The following is a 21,522-nucleotide window of genomic DNA, read 5'->3' on the forward strand; positions in this document are numbered from 1 at the left end:
CCGCCCGCCATGCCGCGCTTGTGCGCGTGCCGCGGCTCGGGCTGTTTCTCATCCTGAACAAAAGCACCGGCTGCCCATCCGAACAGGCCGCCGGACAAGAAATTTAAAAAAACGCACGAATAACCCCATGCACCCGGGAAATCGGGGTGGCGGCGGCGATATTCGAGCGATCCTCCGTGGCTCCAGCAGCGTGCTGATCATCGGTTTCTGAACGGGTTCGCGGCGATGGCCAGCCGCCCCATCTTGTTGAACCCACAATGATACACTAGCTATCTATTTCGCAAAGGTCGCGCATGGCTTTGCTCGCAGCATCCACGCCGCTTACGGAGCCGTCAGTCGCGCCGTCCGGTTCGGCGCGGCGACCGGAGGAGGGGTGATGCGTCCAAGGGAGGATATACCCGTGCCCAGCGCCGGACGGTTGGAAGACGAGAAATCCGCCGTCTCCGCTGCTGCCGGCGGCAGCGACATGCTTGCCGCGCCGGCGAGGCCGGGTTCGGCCTACTCGGAAACCCTGCTCCAGGATCTCCGCGCTGACCGTGTCGGTCCCCAGATCCTGCGCGTCGGCGAAGGCGTGCGGCTCACCGTCGGCACGATCGGCAAGCCCGTTTTTTACAGCGTGATAAGCGGCTCTCTCAGGATCGCCATGGACGGTGAAGACAGGGTTGAGCTACGGGCCGGCGAGAACGCCCTGCTTTTTTATGGCGATGGCCACAGCCTCGGCTCCGGCCCTCGGGAGCTGCGGCTGGAGCCGCCGCGCATCGGCCCTGGTGCGCAGGTGGAGCATGTGTCGGTAGGGGGCAGTCGTGAGCAATGCGTTGTGCTGCAATGCACCGTGGAGCTCATGTATCTGGGCAAGACCTCCTATGCGATCCGCGCGCTTCCGAAGCTGATTCTTCAGCGCAAGCGGCGGCGCTCCGGCGACATTTTGGACACGTCTCCTTTTCGGTACCTGCCGCGGCAAGTGCTGGAGGGCGTGGAGGGACCCGGCGGCCTCGCCTTTGCGACGGCATTCACCAATCTCCAGCTATGCCACATCTTCACCCGGGTTTCGTTGTCGCTGTGGAGCGAAGGGGAGCGCGACGCGCGCGATCCGAATATACGGCGTGTCGCCGCCGTGATCCGGGAAATCCGGGCGCACCCCGACCGGCCATGGACGGTAGCATCGATGGCGCGGCATTGCGGGCTGTCGCGGTCGGCGCTCGCGGCCGCCTTTACCGCGTCCACCGGCGAAGCGCCGATCGCCTATCTCACCCGGGAACGCATGGAGCGCGCCGCCAAGCTCCTGCTCCACAGGACGCTCAGCATGCATGAGATCGGCCAGCGCGTGGGCTACACCATAGAGAGTTCGTTCGCGCGGGCGTTCCGGCGGCATTGGGGCGTCGCGCCGCGCCGCTATGAAGGCGAGGCGATGGGCACGGGACGCGGCTGAACGCCACCGTCCCGTGCCGCACCTCAAGCGGCTTCGGTCTCCACCGCCCGGAGCAGGCCGCGGGCCTCCATGTCGTCGAGATATTTGTGAATATAGGCTTCGGTCAGATGCGGGATCGCCCGCGCCGGTGAAAGGCTGGCGATGGCGGCCACGAAGTCATCGCTCTTCAGCGGGCTCGGTGCGGCCGAATGTGGGTGGGCGAAGTGCTCCAGTATGTTCAGCGAACTGACCTGGCGCTCGGCTTCGGGAAGATTGCGGAGCTTGCTCTCGAAGCGCTGCATCCAGTCATCATGATCATCGACTCTCGCTACCGGATATCCCTTGGACGCGATCCAGTCGACGAACGAGTCCAGCGAGGCGCCGTCATCGTGGTGGTTGACCATGTTGAAGCTGTGGAAGCCCGAATAGGGCCGTGACCCGATCTGCTGCATTGCCGATGCAATGAAGTCGACGGGCATCCCATCATAATGGGCGTGGGGAGGCCTGCCCGATCCGTCTCGTTCGTAAAAGGTGGTCGGCGCGACGCCGGTCTTGACCACCGAATAGAGAAGGCGGGTCATCATGTCGGTATCGTTATATTGCCCGGCATAGATCGAGTGCGGCATGATCATGTTGGGACGGAACACGGTCACTGGGAGGCCGAACAGCGCATGCGCCTCGCGCAGGAGCACCTCGCCGGCCCATTTGCTGGCACCATAACCGAAGGCATAGCCTTCGATCACTTCGATGGGCCCCGACGCGTCGCGTACGTCCGTGGCTTCGGGAGCGGTCGTCAGCTGGGGCAGCAGGAAGGGAACGCCGACCGTCGATACGAAGTCGAACCGCTTCTGCCGCTCGGTCAGCGCCAGCCGGATGAGTTCGGCGGTGCCGACGACATTGGGTTCGAAGAGGCTCCGGTAGGACAGCCGGTGGTTCACGAACGCGGCCGGATGGACGATATGGTCCACTTCGGACGCCAGCCGGTCGAAAGTCGCCTTGTCGAGGCCAAGGCCCGGTTCGGCGAGATCCCCGCACACCGTCTCGAGATGCTCGGCGGCCAGCAGCCGGAAGCGTTCCAGCAGCCGCGGGTCGCCCTTGTCGAAGGCAGCGGCGATCCGCTGATAGGCGGCTTCGGTGTCGGCGCCACGCCCGATGCATATCACCTTGCCGCCGTGTCTTGCGGCATGCTCCAGCCATTCGAGACACAGGAACCGCCCGAGGAAGCCGTTGGCGCCCGTAACCAGGACCGTGCGTGCGAGCTCGGCGGGGGGGCGGGCCGTCGAAGCCGCGGTCAGCGTCGCTTCGTCGAGGAACTTGTAGAGCGCAAGATCGGACGCGCGGAGCTGCTTGGGATCGGTATGAACCTGGGCGAAATCGACGCCCTTGCCGCTCATCGCGCGCTCGATGTGCTCCGCCAGCCAGGCCGCGCTCGCCGCCGGATGCAGGATATTGCTCACCGGGATCGTTACGCCGAACATCTCCTCGAGCAGCAGCGAAAGGCCCACGGCGCCGAGCGAGTCACCGCCGAGGTCGCCATAGCTGCGATTTTCCTGGGGATCGAGCTCGGGCAGGCCGAGATTGGCGACGAACGCGCCAGCCACGCGCTCGACCATCGAACCGGTGCCATCCTGGCGCAGGCGCGCAAGTTCGGTCTGCTGCTGGCGATCCATCGCTTCGTACATCGCCTCCAGCCTGTCGGCATAGGTGCGCTTCAGGTTCGGCCGGAGCGGCTTGCGCGCACTCGACAGCAGCCCGTTCTCCAACGAAAATGGTTCCCTCTCGATCAGAACGTCGCGCGGTATTTCGAAGTTCTTCAGCTGCGCCTTGCGCGCGGCTTCCTTCATCTCCTGGAGAACCAGCGTGCGGAGTTCCGCGTCGGAGGGTTCATGGCCGATCTGCGCGGTCGCGAGAGCAATGTCGGGTACCACGACGGCAAGCAGATAGGACCGATAGGCACTGCCATAGAGGAAAATCTGGCTGATCAGCGCGCTGTTGCCGAGATAGGTGGTCTCGAGCGGACCGACCGCGACGAACTCCGCCTGGCTGAGCTTGATGACGTTGTTGCGGCGATCGACCCAGGCGATCTCGTCCGGTCCCCGCTGCTCCATGATGTCGCCGGTCTTCAGAAATCCGTCTTCGGAAAAGACCGCGGCGGTCGCCTCGGGCCGTTTGAAATAGCCCTGGAACATCTTCGTCGTCTTCACGTAGAGCTCGCCGCGCGGGAATGGGCGATCCGTGGTGTAATATCCCAGCTCGGGAACATCGACGAGCTTGAACTCCGTGATCATTCCTTTGGTCAGCTTGTTATGAAACGTCATGGCGGACGCGCCCGCTTCGGTGCAGCCATATCCATCGACCAGCGGGATATTGAAGCACTCGACAATGAATCTGCGCACTTCCGGTGCAGTCGGCGAGCTGCCGACCCCACCGCCACACAGCCTGTCGCCCAAGTAGTTGGCGCGCATCTGCGCCCTCACCGCGGCGTCCGCCACATCGGCAGGCTCGCCTGCGGCAATGCGACGCTGCACCTCCGACTGGTAATGCTGGTAGATGAGCTCGCATACACGCGGGATGAAGAGAATGAGCGTCGGCCGGGTGAGGCGGAAATCCTCGAACAGGGTCGACATGTCGCTCTTCACGGTGAAGTTCACGGTGCCGCCCTGCGCGAGCGTCGAATGGACCGTGTTCCGGCCCATGAAATGATTGAGCGGCGCGTAAGCGAGACATACCGAAGGAGCGAATACGGAGACGGTCTCGTTCCAGAACTGGCTGCTGATCGCGTCATGGATGATCGCGCCCTTGGGCGCTCCGGTGCTTCCGGACGTGTACATGATCATCGATACATGATCCGGGCCGGCTGTCGGCTCCGGCAGCGGCTCCCAGCGATGAGCTCGGCCATAGCCAACGGCATCTTCGAAGGTGATGAGCGCGACGCGCCCTCCGGCTTCCGCCAATCTGGCACGGGCGGCCGTCAGCGCTTCCCGCTCGTCATCGACCCGCTCGTCATAGTCGAGCAGGATCATGCTCCGGACGCTCGCCTGTTCCAGTGCGTAACCCGTCGCGAGCTCTAGATTGTCGATCGTCGCGGCGATCGTGACAGGCGCGGTATCGGAAAGGATCTCCCGCATGTCCACGGCCTGCAGATTGGCTTGCAAGGGCACCGAGACGCCCAGCGCATAATTCAGCGCGAGATCGACCGTAGCCATCTGAGCGCCGGTGAACGCGATGAAGACGACCCGTTCCCCGGGCGCGACGCGATGCTCGGGATGATGGTGCCAGAAGCTGGCGATCGCCTCCAGGCGGCTTTCCAGTTCCTTGTAGGTGATGGTCGCGAAGCTGGGCATGTAGCGGCGAACGTTCCGACCTGTGCTGTCGGACACCACCTCATGACGCCGTGTGCCCATCGCCTCGCGATCCGCATAGCCAGTCACGACTCTCCGGATGAGCTCGCGATAGGAAATGCCAGGTTCCTTTATCGATCGCGTTACCGCCTCGTCAGGCACCCGCGCCGCGATCTCGGGATCGTTCTTCACCAGCTGGCGTAGCCGTTCCGCTCCCGCTTCCATGAAGGGCTGCTGGTCGAATCCTTTAGTCATCTCTTGATCCTAACTGCGATCGACTTGCTTCATGGCGTGACGATCTTGTTCGCGATGATTCTTGTCTACAGGTAGGATCATATCTTCTGGGAGTGGGCAGGCCCAGCCTCGGCGGCATCATCTTTGCGACAATCCGTCTTCGACACTAGGCTGAAACTCCGGCCCGATGTCTGGGAGCGGGAGCCGCCGCGATGCCGAAGCGACGCGGCGGCTCCAGCATACTCACTGGCCGAAGGCGACCGTTGCACGGAGCATGATTTCGCGCCCGCGGCTGACATGGGCACCGGTATCGCCGAGCACTCCGCCGGTCGGCGCTGCCCCAGGTGTGGAACCGGTGAATGGCAGATCGGTGGCACGCACGAAGTAGTATTTGTCGGTAAGGTTGCGGCCGATCAAAGCGAGTTCGAAGCGATCGTCGCTGGTCGAAACCCGCACCGATGCATCGAACAGCTCGTAACCCTTCTGGCGAGCGCCTGGCGAACTGATTGAATCGCCGAAGTAACCGTCCGAATGGCTCCCGTTGCCGCTAAGCCCAAGCTTGAGCGTGTTGGAAAGCGGAGTCTCGAAGTTGAAGCCGAGGTTGCCGGTCCACTTAGGTGCGCGGACCAGTTCGGTGCCGCTCAGATCCTGCAGCAGGGCAATCTGTCCGGTGACCCGGTTCAGCTGATTGAAGCAGGTGAGGGAGGATTGGCCACGATAGCAGCTCGCCTGATAGTCGGTATATTTTCCATCATTATAGTTGACCGCACCATTGATGGTGAGACCGGCAACAGGCGTCCGATAATTGAAGTCCGCCTCGACACCGCGGGTCCGTACCGAGCCCGCATTGCGGAGTTCCTGTTGCGTGCCCTGGACCGTCACCGACACCTGAAGGCCGCTCGTCTTATAGTTGTAGGCCGCGAGGTTGAGCCGCAGGGTGTTGTCGAACAGCGCGGTCTTGAGGCCTGCTTCGAAGCCACGGATCAGCTGCTGGTCATAGGATGGATTCTGCAGCGTCGTGTAGCGACCATTGGCGTCTGGAGTCGAGCTGACCAGGACCGGTGCGACCGAGTTGTATCCGCCGGACAGGAAGCCTTCCTTGTACGATCCGTACAGGGTGAAGCGCGACGTCGGACGGAACGAGATGGTGAACTCGGGTGACAGATTATTGAAGTTGATGTCCCGATCGACCCCGTTGATCTGGCGCAGCGTGCGGGGGTCGAGCGCGGTGGCGGTCGAGAACACCGGCAGTTTCTTGCGTTCGTAAGAATAGCGCCCACCGCCCGACAGTTCCAACGTCGGCAGCAGCAGGATCTGCGCCTGCGCATAGATGGACATGGCGGTTCCGTTCTGGACCAACCGATAATTGTTCACGAAGGTCGGGGTAAATGCATTGCGGTAGGTGACGGAGCCATTTTCACCATGCGTGTCCTGGTATAGGCCGCCAAGCAGAAAGTTGACCGGGCCGTCGAAGCTGGTGCTCAGCCGCATCTCCTCGGTAATCTCGCGGAGATCGAGGAAGTTATAGGCGGGAAGCAGCTGCTTCGGCAGAGCGCCCGTTTCAAGATAGTTGGAGGTAAAGTTGCCGAGATTACGCAGCCGAAGCTTGTACAGGCCCGTGATGGACGTGAGCTTGAATGCGTCGCTGATCTTATAGTTGAGTTCCAGCCCGCCGAGTTGCTGCGTCTGGTGCAATCTGGTTTGCCCATTGCCGAAACGCGGATCGGCCGCCGCAAAATTAGGCCCCACATCGCCGGTCTGGACGTGGTCGTCGGCGGTACAATCCTCGAGCGGCCCGTTGCCCTGCGAGACACCCCTCGGGCAATTCACGACCTGCACGTTGGCGGTCGAGCCGTTGGAGCGGACGTCCGCATAGGTGTATTTAAGCTTGGCGTCGAACGCGTCGCTGGGTTCCCACTTCAGCGTGCCGCGCGCGGCATATTCCCGTTGATCCGGAGAGCGCTTATTGTGTCCGAAGATACCCGCGCCCGTCTGGGGAGCCGTGTTCTTTGCCCAGCCCTGCATGGTGTCGTAGAAGCCAGCCACGCGCAGCCCGAGCGTTTCGGTCAGCGGCGTGGAGACATAGCCTTCGGTCCGCCACTCGCGCGCGTTGATCTCATAGCCGGAAGACAGCTTCGCCTCGAGCTGTGCCGTGGGATCACCCGTGCGGACAGAGATGATTCCTGCCGGGCTGTTCTTGCCGAAGAACAGTGCCTGCGGGCCCTTCAGGACCTCGACCTGCGCGATGTCGATCTCACTAAGGCGGCGGATCGAGGCGCGCGCCACCTGGACGCCATCGATGCTGAACGAAACCGCCTGGTCGCCCAAGGGGTTGGAGTCTGCCCCGGCCAGGCCGCGAATGGCGATGATGCCACCCTGCACGGTGCCGCCGCCTTCGCCGACGAGCAGTGAGGGGACCGCGCGGGCAAGTGCATCGAAATTGCTGATCCCGCGCCGCGAAATCTCCTCTCTGCCCAATGCGCTGATCGTCACAGGCGTCGCGATCGAAGATTCGTTGCGGAGGCGGGCGGTGACGATGATGTCGCCCATTTCATCCGACGCTGCTCTTGCTGATGACGCCGGAGCCGTCATTGGCTCGCCGGTCGCTTGCGCCATCACCGGCGATTGGCCGATCAATATGGTGGCGCTGGCGCAAAGAAGCCTGATCCGTGTCGATTTCTTCATTTCACTCTCCCAAGGTACGTTTTTATATTTGGATACGCGCCTGGGATCTGTTCGAACTCTCGAACGATCCATAGGTCTACACAGGATTCACTTGATCAATGTCAAAGCCGCCGCTGTGGCGACAGTCGAGCATGCTAAGGGCGAGCGGTAACGCACAATCATCCACATCACCCCCCAAGGTCTTTTGACCCTACACTTGTCTCCGCCGGTCTACCGGAGAGATCATTATGATATCGGATCGTATAGTAAGCTGGTGCACCGTCTAGATGGCGGGATGTTTTGGCGGCAGCCGATCGTCCACAACATGATGCCGATCGTCTTATCTTGCCTGTAGCATATGTGGGGCGATGAACGAGGAGCAGTACGCCCACGTAATAAGGTGCCGGCGCCGATGCCGAAGGGCAGTCCATAGTCTCCGGTGCGGTCGAAGAGGAAGCCCGCCAAGGGGCGGGGCAGAATCTGGCGAGGATCAGCGCGCTGACGGGCGGAACACCGATAAGAACACCGGCATGTCAACGAAGCCGAGCGTGCGCCCCCGTCCGGTCGCGAACCACCTCGCGACCGGTGTGGATGAGGGTATGACACTCGGCAACGCCACGCCTGACCCGATCACCAGCGCATAAATGCGCTCAGGATCGTGAGCAGAGCGAACCCGATCGCGTTCAGAGCTTCGTGTCGATTGGAGGTCGGATCAGGATCTCCTGGAAATTGATTTCGATGGGCTGTTCCAGCACATAGCGGATCACCTTGGCGATGTGCTGCGGGTCACCCATCACCTTTGCAAAGCTCTGCGCGTCATTTGCGATGCCGAGGCGCTCGAAACTACTCGTCACTGCTGCCAACTGCTCGGGGTCGAAGCCTCGCGCTAGCTGGGTCGCAAACCCGCCCGGAATGATGGTCGTGACCCTGATGTCGTCCCGTTCGGTTTCCCGCCGCAGGCTGGCGCCGATCGACTCCACCATCTTCTTGGTCGCGCCATACACGCCCGGTTCTTCCCAACGCCCGGCAATCGAGCCCACGTTCAGAATATGTCCGGGTTGGCCATGCGCACGCATCGCTTCGACCGCCGCCTTGGAGCCCTCGAGCGTTGCCATCACATTGACGTCGAGCATGGCCTGCCAACGGTCCACGGTTCCCTGCATGATCGGCTCAGGGTGCATGAGCCCGGCATTGTTCACGAGCGCGAAGAGGTGCGGGTGCTGCGCGGCGACATCGGCAACCAGTTTGCTCAGCCCGCCCCGACTGCGCAGGTCGAGCGGGACGCTGGTCGCGGCGGGGCCGCCGGCATCCGCGATCATCTGGGCGGTTATGGCGAGTTCGTCGGCGGACCGGCCGACCAGCCAGAGATCTGCGCCGGCGCGGGCAAGCTCGATCGCGACTGAGCGGCCGATTCCGCTCGACGCACCAGTAACGATTGCGGCCTTTCCCTTTAAGGACGTCATGGCTGCTTCATCTCCTTTAGCTGTTTTCTTCTGGGAGAGGCTTCACCCGTCCCTGCGGCTCGACCATGCGAATCTGCGCCGCCGGTCGCAACCCGGCGGATGGCCGCACCGCCCGGATTGGACAGGCGGCACCGTTTGCTGGACGATCTGACAGGCAGGCACCGAGTCCGTAATGCTCCTCAGCCAGCCGCTGTTCGCTCGCGACGGCCATACGCTTTGGTCGCCGCGCTAACGCCGGCAGGGAAGGGCGCTACGCCGCGACGAAGGTGAACATACCATAGCGCATCGCGCCTGTACGATAGGCCAGGATGAGGCGCGGCAGGCTCAGCGCGAAAAGGCGGTTCCGTGCCCGCAGCACCCGAGTGCGCGTGGCCGGATCGGTCATCATCGCGCGGAGCAGGCGCTGCAGGCATATCGTCCAGGTCCTGGCCACCTGTGCGCTCAGATCCTGATCTTCATCGCAGGTGAAGCCGGCTTGTGCGGCGAGATCGAGATAGTGCGACCGGCTGCCCATCGACGGCAGCCGCCCCTCCAGGCAGATCGGCTCGAGAAGGTGCCGGACATGCCAGCGCTTGGGGGCCTCGGCGGAAAGCCATGCGCAGACGACCAGCCGTCCGCCCGGCCGCAGGACCCGGTGGGCTTCGCTGAAGAAGGTCGCCTTGTCCGCCATATGTTCGGTGCTTTCGATCGCATAGGCCGCATCGAAGCAACCGGACGCCAAACCGTTATTCAGCCAATCGCGGCAATGGAGCGTGACGTTGCGCGTCGGTGGGGCGTGCGCGGCCTGCTCCGCGGACAGCGTGAAGCCGGTTACATGGAGACCTTGTCCTGCCAGCCGCCGCGCGGTCGCCCCATAGCCGCAACCGATGTCGACGACATGCCCGCCCGGCCTGCAGGCGAGGCGGTCGGCCACCGCGTCGCTCATTGCCTCGACGGCGGCGGTCGTTGTCTCCCGTCCGGATCGCCAAAGCCCATGATGAACATGCTCGCCCCACAACGCCCGGTAAATCGGATCGAGTTCGTCATAATGATCGGCAACCGCGGCTTCGGCGAAGGGGCGCCGCGGCAGGATCAGAACCATGTCGGCTCGCCGCCGCTTGGATGCACGCCTTGCACCCCGCCGTCACCGCACACGTTCGACGCAGAGCCGGAACGGAAAGCGCCGTACGATACTGACCTGATCGAGGGAGATGCCCGCATCGGCAAGGATCGACCGCCACTCCGCGGGACGAAAGGACCGCGCTATCGACAGAGTGCCGTCCTCCCGGACGATCCGGTGGACCCGCATCAGGCGGGCGAGCAGCGGGAAGCCGGCATGTGAAAAGCGATGACGATGCAGATCGCTGATCAGCCAGCCGCGCGCCGAATGCTTCTCCATGTGCCGGATGAACTCGCGCAGCTGGTCGTCGGTCATGTGGTGCGTGACCTGGCTGCTGACGATGAAGTCGAATGGTCCGGGCACATCGTGATAATCGCCGGTCAGATACTGGATATCCAGGGCGGTTTGGTCGGCGGCGCGGGCGATTGCCGCGCTACGCGGGTTGAGGTCGATACCGACGAGCGAAGCGCCGATGCCGCGCTTGCGCGCCCAGCGACCTACATCGCGCAGCATGTCGCCGGCTCCGAAGCCGACGTCCAGCAGGCGGAAGCTGCCAAGTCCCGCCGTTGCGCGAGCGAGATAGCGCAGAGTGGGCTGTGCGGTGAAGGTCAGCCGGTTTACGCGGGCAAGATCGCGCAGCACGGTGGCATAGGTTGCCGGGTCGAGATCGTCGGCATCCATCTGCTCTTCGGCGCGGCTGCGGATGGCGAGACTGTCCGTCTTCCTTCTCCTTGAGGCCCGCTGTGCCAGTGCTGCCTTATAGCACTTCTTTGGCGGTGCTTCGAGCAGGAAGCCGGGTACGCTGCGGCGCCTCGTCACATTTTCCGATGCATGAGAATACCGACCGTCAGAAGGAAGGTGACGCCGCCGCGATGACCTCTTCGCCTGCCGGAGCGGTCGTCGTCGCCAGCTGGTGGGCGCGATCAATCGCTGCGAGCACCGTGTCGGGCTCCGCATAATGGACCATATGGCCCGCTCCCTTCACCGTGATCAGCTCGCTGCCCGGCACGGCATCGTGCAGCGCAGCTGAATGGCGATCGAAATTGGCAATCTTGTCGCCATCTCCTGCCAGGATGACGGTCGGAAGGCCGAGTTCTCCATATCGCTCGCTGATGCTCAAGGCACCGGGCACCATCAGTGCGGCGTCCGCTGCGGCCGCGCGTATCTGTGAAGGACGCAGCGCCAGACCCAGTGGCCAATGGGCCATTACATCGGGGACCTCGCGCGGAGAGAATACCGCCTTGAACAGCGTCGGCGCCAGCGCCCGGCCCGCCAGAGGTGACAGTGTATAGCGCAACACATCGCCCGCCACCGGAAGCGCCGGAGGACCGAACAAAAGCACATCGGCGCGCGGGGTCGCAAAATAATAGCCCGAGAGCAGGACAAGGGCAGAGACTGCACCCGGATGAGCCAGCGCCATCGCCACCGCCACCATCGTGCCCCAGCTATGGCCTAGCAGTATGGGCTGGCTTGCACCGAGCATCCCGATCGCCTTGTGGAGCAGATCGGCCTGTGCCTCGGCGCTCCACACTTTCGACCGCGGCCGCTCGCTATAGCCGAACCCCGGCCGATCGAAGGCGATGACACGGTAGTTCTGCGCTGCCGCGTCGAAGATCCCGCTGAGCAGGAAGTCCTGCACCGTGGCGCCATTGCCGTGCAGCAGGACGAGCGGCGGGCCGGAACCGGCTTCGATATAGTGAAGGCGAACATCGTCGACCGTGACGAAAGAGCCGATCGCCGGCGTCTCCCGTTCCGCCCTGCGCGCCCGCCCGCTACTATATAGCGCCGCTGCCGACAGCGCCGCGGCCCCTGTCGCCAGACCGATCCACAGCGCGCGCGAGGTGCTGGGAGACGCCGTTCCATCGTTGCTGCTCATCGCGTCCAAACGTTGTGCGGCGCGGCGGGTTTCACAACGAGCATGAGGTCCGGCGCGCGGATCGCTCGGTTCACCTTTGCGCGCTTCCCGTTGAACGACGGCCCGCTATCGAAATGAGGCTGGCTTCAGCTTACGGGCGTGCTGCTGGCGTTGTTGATCACTGTCGACACGCCGGTGACGATCTGTGCTTCTGCGAAGGGCTTCTGGATGAACAAGCTTCCGGGTACACCGTGGGAGTGCCATTCGACGCCGCTGTCGGCGCTGATATACACCACACCGATGTTCGGGCTCAGTTCGCGCGCATGCCGCGCGATGTCCCAGCCCGAGATCGCCCCCCCCAACCGAATGTCGGTCACGATCGCGTCCGGCTGGGCGTCGCTTTCCAATGCGTTCATCGCACCGGGGCCGTTTCCTGCCAGCAGGACTGTAAAGCCGGCATCGACCAGTGCGTCCTCGATGACCGCCTGGATGATGTTCTCGTCTTCGACAACCAGGATGACCGGCCGTTCCATTCGCGGATCCCCCCAACCCATTGCGGATAAATACTCAATAAGCAGAAGATATGTCGCTGTATACTGTGGGTTTTCGATACGCCACGAGGCGCGGCGGTGATCGCGCCCAGGTCTGGACCCGGTCTTTTGGTCTGACAGAAAGCGGCTCGACCAGCGCAGTCGTACGGCCAGCGTCACGGCCGGACGAGGCGGCCAGGCCGCCGTGACTGCCGGAACCGTCACGATCGCCAAGCGTATCACTCGCCGTAGCGGCTTGAAATCAGCGCTGGCCGTTTCCTTGTTTAGGAGGAGAGTGGCCGGATCGCTCGCGCGATCCGCTTCGTGCCACCCAGAGAGGACCCGCGAATGACCGGTCGATCACGCAACTGGATGTGGGCGGACGCCGTCGACTTGATCGATCGCGTCCAGCGCCTCCACCAGCAATCCTTCGCGCCGGTGCGATCGGCAGGCGGTGCGCCCGGTTGGGAGCCGCCCGCCGACATGCTCGAAACCGATACACAGGTGCTGGTGCTGGTTGCATTGCCCGGCGTCGATGTCGAACAGACCGAGGCAGTGATCGAGGATGGAATCCTGATCGTGCGCGGCTCGCGCATCCTCCCCTCCGAACTCCGCACCGCGAAGATTCATCGCCTCGAACTTCCGCAGGGGCGCTTCGAACGCAGGCTCCCACTGCCCTCCGGCCGCTATGAGGCCGTGCGCCGCTCCAGCGTCCATGGCTGCCTGCTGGTGACGTTGCACAAGGCAGATGGGGGAGGCCGCAGATGACCGATGCCCTGACAGGAACGGCCCCCGACCAGACGGGCAGGGAAGCTGTCGAAAACCGGCCGGTGATGCCGGATCTGCCGGCCGACGCCATGATCATCTTGCCGGTCCGCAACTTCGTGATGTTCCCCGATGTGGTGATGCCGCTGACTATCGGGCGCCCCGCCTCGATCAATGGCGCGCAGGCGGCGGTGCGCGAGAGCCGGCCGGTCGGCGTCCTCACCCAGCGCGATGCAGAGCTGCAGGATCCGACCGCTCTCGACATGCACCGCATGGGCACGGTCGCGAACGTGCTGCGCTACATCACCGGCCCGGATGAAACCAATCACCTCATCGTCCAGGGCGAGTCTCGCTTTCGCGTTATCGAGTTCCTGCACGGCTGGCCGTTCCTGGTCGCACGGATCGAGCGGATCGAGGAGCCTCCGACCAAAGGCGCGGAGATAGAGGCCCGGTTCATTAACCTGCGCAACCAGGCGCTGGAAACCGTGCAGCTTCTCCCCCAGGCGCCGCAAGGTCTGCGCGACGCCATCCAGAACATCGCGTCGGCGGCGTCGCTCGCCGACATGACGGCGGCCTATCTCGATATATCGACCGACGAAAAGCAGGAGATCCTGGAGACGGTCGCCCTCGACAGGCGGCTCGATCGCGTCCTGGCGTTGCTGGCGCAGCGTCTGGAAGTACTCCGTCTGTCCGCTGAGATCGGCCGCGGCGTCCAAGAGAAGCTCGGCAGTCGCCAGCGCGAGCATCTGCTGCGCGAGCAGATGGCCGAGATCCAGCGCCAGCTCGGCGAGGACGAAGGCAATTCCGCCGAGATCGCCGAACTCCGCGACGCCATCGCCAAGGCTGGCATGCCGGAGGATATCGAGAAGCAGGCGACGAAGGAGCTGCGCCGGCTCGAACGAATGCCCGACGGCGCGGCCGAACATGGCATCGTTCGCACCTATCTCGACTGGTTGACCGAGCTGCCCTGGGCGACGCCCGATCCGAAGCCGATCGACATCGTCCAGGCGCGAGAGCAGCTTGATGCCGATCATTACGGGCTCGACAAGATCAAGCGCCGGATCGTCGAATATCTCGCGGTGCGCAAGCTGGCGCCGCAGGGCAAGGCGCCGATCCTGTGTTTCGTCGGCCCCCCGGGCGTGGGCAAGACCTCGCTCGGCCAGTCGATCGCCAAGGCGATGGGGCGCGAGTTCATCCGCGTGAGTCTGGGAGGCGTGCATGACGAGGCGGAGATTCGCGGCCACCGCCGCACCTATATCGGTGCGTTGCCCGGCAACATCATCCAGGCGATCCGCAAGGCGGGTACGCGCGACTGCGTGATGATGCTCGACGAAATCGACAAGCTCGGCCGCGGCATCCAGGGCGATCCTTCCTCGGCGATGCTCGAAGTGCTCGATCCCGAACAGAATAACAGTTTCCGGGACAATTACCTCGCCGTTCCGTTCGACCTAAGCCGGGTCGTCTTCATCGCTACCGCGAACATGCTCGATACCATCCCCGGCCCACTGCGCGATCGCATGGAGATCATCTCGCTCGCCGGCTACACCCAGGAGGAGAAGCTCCACATTGCCGAGCGGTATCTCGTGCGGCGCCAACTCGAGGCGAACGGCGTGACCGACGGGCAGGTCGAGATCGACGGGAATGCGCTGAGCACCATCATCCGCTACTATACCCGTGAGGCGGGGGTTCGAAATCTGGAGCGCGAGATCGGCAAGGTGATCCGCCATGCCGCAGTGGAGATCGCCGAAGGCAGCGCGAGCCATGTCGCGTTAGGCGAGGCCGACGTGACCGAAATACTCGGCGGGCATATGTTCGAGAATGAGGTCGCGCAGCGGACCAGCGTGCCGGGCGTGTCCACCGGGCTGGCCTGGACGCCGGTAGGCGGCGACATCCTGTTCATCGAGGCGAGCCGCATGCCGGGTTCGGGGCGGCTAATCCTGACGGGGCAGCTCGGCGACGTGATGAAGGAAAGCGCGCAAGCCGCGCTCAGCCTGGTCAAGAGCCGGGCCGACGAGCTGGGCATAGATGCCGCATCGTTCGAGAAGAGCGACGTTCATGTCCATGTTCCCGCCGGCGCCACGCCGAAGGATGGTCCGAGCGCCGGCGTTGCGATGTTCATGGCGCTGACCTCGCTGCTGACCGGCAAGACGGTGCGCAGCGATACGGCGATGACTGGCGAGATATCGCTGCGCGGGCTGGTGCTGCCGGTCGGCGGCATAAAGGAGAAGGTCGTCGCTGCGGCGGGCGCAGGCATTACCCGGGTCATGCTGCCGGCGCGCAACCGCCGGGACTATGACGACATCCCGCAAAATGCCCGTGAGAAGCTGGAGTTCATCTGGCTCGAGAAGGTCGAGGATGCGCTGGCCCAGGGGCTTGATCCCTGATCGCCCACTATGGTCGCGATGAGCCTTGTCCGGTCAGTGTCCGCCGCCGCCGGCCGGAACCTTTGCCTTGGGCCGCGGCGCCATCCAGACCCAGACCGCGATCATCCAACACGTCAGCCCGGCTATCAGGAACACCTTGACCGTCGCGAGGGTCAGCGCCTCCTTGCTCACCAGCTGCGCCAGCGTCATCCGTATCTGTTCGGGGGAGAAGCCTGCGGCCGCGAGCGCGGCTGTGGTCGTATCGGCGTTGATCTTGCCTGCCAGTTCGCTTCCAGCCACGCTGGCTTGATCATCCCAATAGGTCATCGTCAGAGACGTCGCCGCCGCCAGCGCTATGGTCCGCATGAAGTTCTGTAGTCCTGCGGCCGATGCCACTTCATTTGGCGCCACCGAAGCCAGCGTCACCGTCATGACCGTCACCATGAAGAAGGGCAGGGCCATACCCAGGACGATCTGCGGCGACGCCAATGTCCAAAAATCCGATCCGCTGGTCCAGTTGGTCCTGAGCAGTGTGGCAAAACCGATCCAGACCAGAGCGCATGACAGGATGATCCGCGGGTCGAACTTATTCGCGGCTATGGGAGCAAGGCGTACGACGAACATCCCTGTCATGGCGGTAAGCGCAGTCGCCAAACCGGCCCGGGTGGCAGTGTAGCCGAGCGATAGTTGCATCCATTGCGGTATCACGACGATACCTGCGAAATAGGTGCTGAAACCCATCGCGAGCGTCAGCGAACCCACCGTAAACCCGCGGTGTCGGAACATCCGGATGTCGACGATCGGGTGTTCTTCGGTCAGCTCCCAGATGACGAACGCCAGGAAACCAATAACCGCGACAACCCCTAGGGCGATCACCGTCGTGTCGGCGAACCAGTCATGCTCGCGTCCGATATCGAGCATGATCTGCAATGCGCCGATCCAGACGATCAACAGCGCCAGTCCGACTACATCGATCCGCCGTTTGGCGGTTGGCGTCTCCAGCGGCCGCAGGAGCTTGTAGGCGGTGATCGCGCAAAATAGCACGACCGGCACGTTGATGAAGAATATCCAGTGCCAGCTCAGATTGTCGCTGATCATGCCGCCCAAGATCGGGCCCAGAGCCGGCCCGACGAAGGAGGTCATCGCCCAGAGGCCGGTCGCCTGGGCGCGCTTTTCAGGCGGATAAAGTCGGATCAGCAGCGTCTGCGTGAGCGCCATTAGCGGACCACCACATAATCCCTGCCCGATCCGGCACACCACGAGCATACCCAGCGTCACGGACATGCCGCAAAGGACCGAAAAGATGCCGAACCCAATGACACCGAGCACGAACGTTCGCACCGCACCGAAACGTCCGGCAAGCCAGCCGGTCAACGGTACGCTGATTGCTTCCGCGACGGCATAGGAGGTGATGACCCATGTGCCCTGGCTTGGCGATATGCCCAGATTGCCGGCAATGTGCGGCACCGAGACGTTCGCGACGGTCAGGTCCAGGATGACCATCAGATTGGCGGATGCCAAGGCGATGGTCGCGAGGAGCCTGCGCCGCCCGCTAATCAGGTTATATGTTTCCGCCTCGGCCATGGATGCTCAGTTGCCGGAGACGTCGACTTCGGCTTCCATCGACAGTCCGACCCGCAATGGGTGCGCGGCGAGTTCCTTGGGATCGAGCTGGATCCGTACCGGTACGCGCTGGACGACCTTGATCCAGTTGCCCGTCGCGTTCTGTGCCGGGATCAGAGCGAAGGCGGAGCCGGTGCCGCCCGAGAAACCGACGACGCGACCATGATATTCGACATCGCCGCCATAGATGTCGGCCGTCAGGGTTGCCGGCTGGCCTGCCTTGACGCGGCGCAGCTGCCGCTCCTTGAAGTTCGCTTCGACATAGACCTTCGACAGCGGTACGATCGTCATGATCGAGCTCCCCTGCGCGACGCGCTGGCCTACCTGGACCTGCCGGCGGGCGACGATCCCATCGATTGGTGCGCGGATGACGGCGCGGTCGAGATCCAGCTTCGCCGCCTCGAGCTTCGCCTTTGCGGCGAGAACCATCGGATCGGTTTCGATCGTCGAGCCGGACACCAGGGCCTGGTTGGCGGCGAGCTCGCCCGATGCGGCGCCGCGGCTCGATTGCGCCTGGGCGATGCCCGCGCGGGCAACATCGAGATTGGCTCTTGCGGCAGCAAACGCCTTGCGCGCGCTGCTCAGTTCTTCCCCCGACACCGCGCCTGACGGCTGGAGTTCGAGTCGCCGGTCGAGATCGATGCGCGCCTTGTCGTAATCCGCCCGCGCGGTAGCGAGCTTGGCCTCGGCGCTGGCAATATCGGCGCGGCGCGCTTCAACTTGTGCGGAGAGGGACGAACTGGTGGCCGAGGCCTGGCGAAACATGCGCCTGGCCCGCGCCAACTCGGCCTCCGCCTGCGCATAGGCGATCCGGCTGTTGCTGTCGTCCAGGCGCACCAATATGTCGCCGCGCCGCACCGGCTGGGTGTCGCTGACCGCAACCGAAAGAACCTGCGCTGAGAGCAGCGGCGTCACCTGGGCCACTTCGGCATTCACATAGGCGTTGTCGGTGCTGACATGGTTGCGGCCGATCAGCAGGTACCAAAGCGCAAAGAGCAAGGCCGCCGCGGCGATGGCCAGCGCGAGCCGCTTGAGCCAGGTTTTGCGCGCTTGCAGTCGAGCCGCCCCGGCAGCGTCTTCATGCTGCTGCGCCGTGACATCCGAAGGCTTGGTTACGGGATCGGCATCAGCCATTGGGCGTGTCCTTGGCAAGATGTGCGGTAGTGGTCGTGAAGCCCCCGCCCAGCGCGCGGACCAGCATTATGTCGAGCGCAAATGCGCGGGCGCCGAGATTGGCGACGGAACGGCGCGCCTGCAATACCTTCTCTTCGGCGGTCAGCACATCGAGGTACGCGGAGAGGCCGCCTTGGTAGCGTTTGCGGGCGATCAAATAGGCTTCCTCGGAGTCGGCGAGCGCCTGGCGCGACTGCGCGAGGCGGTCGGCCAGCGCATGCTGGCTGGTCACGGCGTCGGCGACTTCGCGATAAGCGCCGATAACGGTCTTGTCGTAATCCGCGACCGCCTCGTCATAGCGTGCGCGAGCGTCGCGATAGCGGCCGCTCAAGGCGCCGCCCTGGAAGATCGGGAGGCTCACGGCGGGCCCTGCATTGCCGAAGAGCGATCCGCCTTTGGTAAGATTTTCCAGGCCGATCGATTGCACGCCAATGAGCGCGCCCAGGCTGATCGCCGGATAGAAATCGGCGCGCGCCACCTTGATCCGGCTCGCCGCAGCCTCGGTTCGCGCCCGCGCCGCCGCAATGTCCGGTCGCCGGCCGATCAGATCGGTGGTGACTTGTGGGGGCAGTCCGGGTTGGTGAAGGCTGGCGAGCGAGGGGCGGGCTATCGTCAGCCCACGGTCCGGGCCGGCGCCGACGAGGGCCGCGAGCTGATTGCGGCCCAGCGCGATCATCTCATCGATCTCGGCCAGATCGGCCCGCGCCTGCGGAACGCTCGCATCCGCCTGCTTGAGCTCCGCCCTGGTATCGAGCCCGATCCGGACCCGATCGGAAACCAGCCTCTGGGTCGCTAGGCGCAGATCGATCGCGGCTAGCTGCACGTCGCGTTCGGCGTAGAGCCGCGCGAGATCCGCATAGGCCGCCGCAATGCCCGTGGTGAGCATCAGTTGGGCCTGGTTCTGTTCGACCCGGGCAGCTTCCGCATCGGAGGTTGCTGCGGCTAGAGCAGCGCGGTTGCGGCCCCAAAGATCCAGGTCGAACGAAAAATTCAGAGCCGCCTGTCCGGTGTCCTTCCAGCCGCGCGGCACGAAGCTGGGCGGAATGCCGCGATGGTAACTCTGTTTTTCCACGCCGACCGTGCCCTGCGCATCGAGCGCTGGGAGCAGAGAGGCTCCGGCTGCCTGTGCCAAACCCTCGGCGCGGCGGAACCGCGCGGCGGCGGCGGCGGCATCGGGGGACCCTCGGAGGCCCTCATCGATGAGTTGGGCAAGCTGAACGTCGCCATAGCTTGTCCACCAGTCATCGCCTGGCCAGTCAGCGGAAGCAGGAGCCGCCAAGCTCCGCTCGGCGGCCACGGTCGCCGTCGAGCGGATTTGAGGGCTGGCCCCCAGATTTGGCGTTGCCGCGCATGCCGTAAGGGAAGCCGCCATCACGGCGGCAACGGTTAGGCCGGACATCGAGAACCGAATCGAATGCATATAAAAACCGTACTGCCTGGTATTATTTCGGGATGTGACCTCAAGTTGGTTACTTGTCAATCGCGATCTGTACCATATAGTACGGTAATGAGCATGGGATGCGAAAAGCGGATTGTGGGACGGAGGGAGGCCCGGCGGATCGACCGCCGGGAAACCATCCTTGCGGTTTCGCGGGCATCCTTCCTCGAGAACGGATATGCTTCGACGACGATGTCCGGCATCGCCGCAGCCCTGGGCGGGTCCAAGGCTACGCTGTGGAGCTATTTCCCCTCGAAGGAGGCGCTGTTCGAAGCGGTGCTCGACAGCGCCACATCGGCATTTCGCCTTGAGGTTTCGACCCTGCTCCATCCGTGCGGCGACCCTGAGCGGACGCTCCGAACCTTCTGCAAAAGCTATCTCGACAAGGTCACCATGCCAGACGCGATCGCGCTGCACAGGCTGGTGCATGCCGAAGCGGGCCGCTTTCCGGAGATGGGCGCAATATTCTACGAACGTGTGCCGCAGACCATTCAGGCTCTGCTCGCCGGCTTTGTCGAGTCGGCGATGGAGCGCGGCCTGCTCCGCCGTGATGATGCGAAGCGGGCTGCGAAGGTCCTGACGAGTCTGTCTCTTTCGGGATGTCACCAGCAGTTGCTGCTCGGTCGCCTGGAGGCGCCAACGCCCGAGCTTATCGCTGCCGACGCCGATGCGGCGATGGAGATATTCCTGCGTGCCTATGCGCCCTGAACGAAAAAGGGCGACCCGAAGGCCGCCCTTTGTATTTCCGCGAAGCGGGACCGATCAGCGCGAATAGAATTCGACGACCAGGTTCGGTTCCATCTTCACTGCATAAGGCACTTCGTCCAGCGTCGGCACGCGGACATAGCTGACCTTCGAACCGCCGTCGGCGGCGATGTATTCGGGGATGTCGCGCTCCGACAGGCCCTGTGCTTCGAGCACCAGCGCCATTTCCTGCGCCTTCGAACCCAGCGAGATTTCGTCGCCCGGCTTCACCAGACGCGACGCGATGTTGCACTTCACGCCATTGACGCGAATGTGGCCGTGGCTGACCAGCTGGCGCGCGGCGAAGATCGTCGGCGCGAACTTCGCGCGATAGACGACCGCGTCGAGGCGGCGCTCGAGCAGGCCGATCAGGTTTTGCGAGGTGTCGCCCTTCATGCGAGACGCTTCGGTGTAGTTCTTCTTGAACTGCTTCTCGGTAACGTCGCCGTAATAGCCCTTGAGCTTCTGCTTGGCCTTCAGCTGGATGCCGTAGTCCGACATCTTGCCCTTGCGGCGCTGGCCGTGCTGGCCGGGACCATATTCACGCTTGTTCACCGGGCTCTTGGGGCGACCCCAGATGTTTTCGCCCATGCGACGGTCGAGCTTGTACTTGGCGCTGGTGCGCTTCGACATGATATTTCCTTCAATCGCTACAACGTTGCCGCGCCCTGCCGGGCAAGTCGCGGTTCATTCCCGGTATTTCGCTCTGCTTGGTCGTTGCCAACGGCAGGGCCACCACTTCACCGGGGTGTGGGGCCGATTGCGAAGGCGGGCCTATGGCGGCGAAGAGGCGGATAGTCAAGCCCGTAAGGCTGGGCTAAG

16 protein-coding genes are annotated in these 21,522 nt (G+C 63.7%); 5 read left to right on the forward strand and 11 right to left on the reverse strand.

The genetic code is table 11. From position 1 onward, the window contains the following. Positions 1–400 precede the first annotated feature (400 nt). Positions 401–1,429: an AraC family transcriptional regulator gene (locus tag AAC645_RS02105; protein WP_340313474.1), complete on the forward strand. Its 1,029-nt coding sequence runs from the start codon at positions 401–403 to the stop codon at positions 1,427–1,429. A 23-nt stretch (positions 1,430–1,452) separates the two neighbouring features. Here the strand turns inward: AAC645_RS02105 and car are convergent, their stop codons facing one another. After that, positions 1,453–5,004 (reverse strand): carboxylic acid reductase, encoded by a 3,552-nt coding sequence (gene car / locus AAC645_RS02110; RefSeq protein WP_340313476.1) that lies wholly within the window; start codon positions 5,002–5,004, stop codon positions 1,453–1,455. A gap of 222 nt (positions 5,005–5,226) precedes the next feature. Then, positions 5,227–7,533, reverse strand: a complete 2,307-nt coding sequence (locus AAC645_RS02115) for a TonB-dependent receptor (RefSeq protein ID WP_340313478.1) — start codon at positions 7,531–7,533, stop codon at positions 5,227–5,229. Between AAC645_RS02115 and AAC645_RS02120 the strand changes: the two genes are divergently transcribed. Further along, positions 7,520–7,819 carry a hypothetical protein gene (locus AAC645_RS02120; protein ID WP_340313480.1) on the forward strand — a complete coding sequence of 100 codons (300 nt, stop codon included), beginning with the start codon at positions 7,520–7,522 and terminating at the stop codon, positions 7,817–7,819. The two genes, AAC645_RS02115 and AAC645_RS02120, sit on opposite strands and share 14 nt — an antisense overlap. 511 nt (positions 7,820–8,330) lie before the next feature. Here AAC645_RS02120 and AAC645_RS02125 read toward each other — a convergent pair. The 5 genes from AAC645_RS02125 to AAC645_RS02145 all read right to left on the reverse strand — a co-directional run bounded on the left by AAC645_RS02125 (position 8,331) and on the right by AAC645_RS02145 (position 12,597). Next, a complete protein-coding gene (locus AAC645_RS02125; protein ID WP_340313482.1) occupies positions 8,331–9,110 on the reverse strand; it encodes an SDR family oxidoreductase in 780 nt (259 codons plus the stop codon). Between the two features lie 250 nt (positions 9,111–9,360). Next, entirely contained in the window at positions 9,361–10,191 is an 831-nt protein-coding gene (locus AAC645_RS02130) for a class I SAM-dependent methyltransferase (protein ID WP_340313484.1), read from the reverse strand. A gap of 42 nt (positions 10,192–10,233) precedes the next feature. After that, positions 10,234–10,890 (reverse strand): methyltransferase domain-containing protein, encoded by a 657-nt coding sequence (locus AAC645_RS02135; RefSeq protein ID WP_340313686.1) that lies wholly within the window; start codon positions 10,888–10,890, stop codon positions 10,234–10,236. Between the two features lie 166 nt (positions 10,891–11,056). Further along, positions 11,057–12,085, reverse strand: a complete 1,029-nt coding sequence (locus AAC645_RS02140) for an alpha/beta fold hydrolase (protein WP_340313486.1) — start codon at positions 12,083–12,085, stop codon at positions 11,057–11,059. A 125-nt stretch (positions 12,086–12,210) separates the two neighbouring features. Further along, positions 12,211–12,597 (reverse strand): response regulator, encoded by a 387-nt coding sequence (locus AAC645_RS02145; protein WP_340313487.1) that lies wholly within the window; start codon positions 12,595–12,597, stop codon positions 12,211–12,213. Positions 12,598–12,942: 345 nt separating this feature from the next. Between AAC645_RS02145 and AAC645_RS02150 the strand changes: the two genes are divergently transcribed. Together AAC645_RS02150 and lon are read left to right on the forward strand one after the other, a co-directional pair. After that, positions 12,943–13,362 (forward strand): Hsp20/alpha crystallin family protein, encoded by a 420-nt coding sequence (locus AAC645_RS02150; RefSeq protein WP_340313488.1) that lies wholly within the window; start codon positions 12,943–12,945, stop codon positions 13,360–13,362. Further along, positions 13,359–15,743, forward strand: a complete 2,385-nt coding sequence (lon, locus tag AAC645_RS02155; RefSeq protein WP_340313490.1) for an endopeptidase La — start codon at positions 13,359–13,361, stop codon at positions 15,741–15,743. The genes AAC645_RS02150 and lon overlap by 4 nt, the downstream gene beginning before the upstream one ends. A 33-nt stretch (positions 15,744–15,776) precedes the next feature. On the opposite strand, the gene AAC645_RS02160 is transcribed toward lon, so the two are convergent. From AAC645_RS02160 to AAC645_RS02170, 3 genes are read right to left on the reverse strand one after another with little or no spacing between them, the layout of a single operon-like run. Next, positions 15,777–17,306, reverse strand: coding sequence for a DHA2 family efflux MFS transporter permease subunit (locus AAC645_RS02160; protein ID WP_340313492.1), 1,530 nt, complete (start codon positions 17,304–17,306; stop codon positions 15,777–15,779). 6 nt (positions 17,307–17,312) lie between these two features. Then, a complete protein-coding gene (locus AAC645_RS02165; protein WP_340313494.1) occupies positions 17,313–18,479 on the reverse strand; it encodes an HlyD family secretion protein in 1,167 nt (388 codons plus the stop codon). Then, positions 18,472–19,938: an efflux transporter outer membrane subunit gene (locus tag AAC645_RS02170; protein ID WP_340313496.1), complete on the reverse strand. Its 1,467-nt coding sequence runs from the start codon at positions 19,936–19,938 to the stop codon at positions 18,472–18,474. Before AAC645_RS02170 ends, AAC645_RS02165 begins: the two co-directional genes overlap by 8 nt. Before the next feature lie 93 nt (positions 19,939–20,031). Here AAC645_RS02170 and AAC645_RS02175 point away from each other — a divergent pair, with 93 nt between their 5' ends. Further along, positions 20,032–20,664, forward strand: a complete 633-nt coding sequence (locus tag AAC645_RS02175) for a TetR/AcrR family transcriptional regulator (protein WP_340313687.1) — start codon at positions 20,032–20,034, stop codon at positions 20,662–20,664. A 54-nt stretch (positions 20,665–20,718) separates the two neighbouring features. Here the strand turns inward: AAC645_RS02175 and rpsD are convergent, their stop codons facing one another. Further along, entirely contained in the window at positions 20,719–21,333 is a 615-nt protein-coding gene (rpsD, locus tag AAC645_RS02180; RefSeq protein WP_340313497.1) for a 30S ribosomal protein S4, read from the reverse strand. Positions 21,334–21,522: the final 189 nt, after the last annotated feature.

The sequence above is a fragment of the Rhizorhabdus argentea genome, from assembly GCF_037861105.1.
Lineage (GTDB): Bacteria > Pseudomonadota > Alphaproteobacteria > Sphingomonadales > Sphingomonadaceae > Rhizorhabdus > Rhizorhabdus argentea.

Excerpts from the sequence above, each read along its gene's own strand:
- AAC645_RS02150 (WP_340313488.1), top strand. The coding sequence starts at position 12,943 with ATGACCGGTCGATCACGCAACTGGATGTGGGCGGACGCCGTCGACTTG.
- AAC645_RS02165 (WP_340313494.1), bottom strand. The coding sequence starts at position 18,479 with ATGGCTGATGCCGATCCCGTAACCAAGCCTTCGGATGTCACGGCGCAG.
- rpsD (WP_340313497.1), bottom strand. The coding sequence starts at position 21,333 with ATGTCGAAGCGCACCAGCGCCAAGTACAAGCTCGACCGTCGCATGGGC.
- car (WP_340313476.1), bottom strand. The coding sequence starts at position 5,004 with ATGACTAAAGGATTCGACCAGCAGCCCTTCATGGAAGCGGGAGCGGAA.
- AAC645_RS02160 (WP_340313492.1), bottom strand. The coding sequence starts at position 17,306 with ATGGCCGAGGCGGAAACATATAACCTGATTAGCGGGCGGCGCAGGCTC.
- AAC645_RS02170 (WP_340313496.1), bottom strand. The coding sequence starts at position 19,938 with ATGCATTCGATTCGGTTCTCGATGTCCGGCCTAACCGTTGCCGCCGTG.
- AAC645_RS02130 (WP_340313484.1), bottom strand. The coding sequence starts at position 10,191 with ATGGTTCTGATCCTGCCGCGGCGCCCCTTCGCCGAAGCCGCGGTTGCC.
- AAC645_RS02145 (WP_340313487.1), bottom strand. The coding sequence starts at position 12,597 with ATGGAACGGCCGGTCATCCTGGTTGTCGAAGACGAGAACATCATCCAG.
- AAC645_RS02120 (WP_340313480.1), top strand. The coding sequence starts at position 7,520 with ATGATGTCGCCCATTTCATCCGACGCTGCTCTTGCTGATGACGCCGGA.
- lon (WP_340313490.1), top strand. The coding sequence starts at position 13,359 with ATGACCGATGCCCTGACAGGAACGGCCCCCGACCAGACGGGCAGGGAA.
- AAC645_RS02115 (WP_340313478.1), bottom strand. The coding sequence starts at position 7,533 with ATGGGCGACATCATCGTCACCGCCCGCCTCCGCAACGAATCTTCGATC.
- AAC645_RS02125 (WP_340313482.1), bottom strand. The coding sequence starts at position 9,110 with ATGACGTCCTTAAAGGGAAAGGCCGCAATCGTTACTGGTGCGTCGAGC.
- AAC645_RS02175 (WP_340313687.1), top strand. The coding sequence starts at position 20,032 with ATGGGATGCGAAAAGCGGATTGTGGGACGGAGGGAGGCCCGGCGGATC.
- AAC645_RS02140 (WP_340313486.1), bottom strand. The coding sequence starts at position 12,085 with ATGAGCAGCAACGATGGAACGGCGTCTCCCAGCACCTCGCGCGCGCTG.
- AAC645_RS02135 (WP_340313686.1), bottom strand. The coding sequence starts at position 10,890 with ATGGATGCCGACGATCTCGACCCGGCAACCTATGCCACCGTGCTGCGC.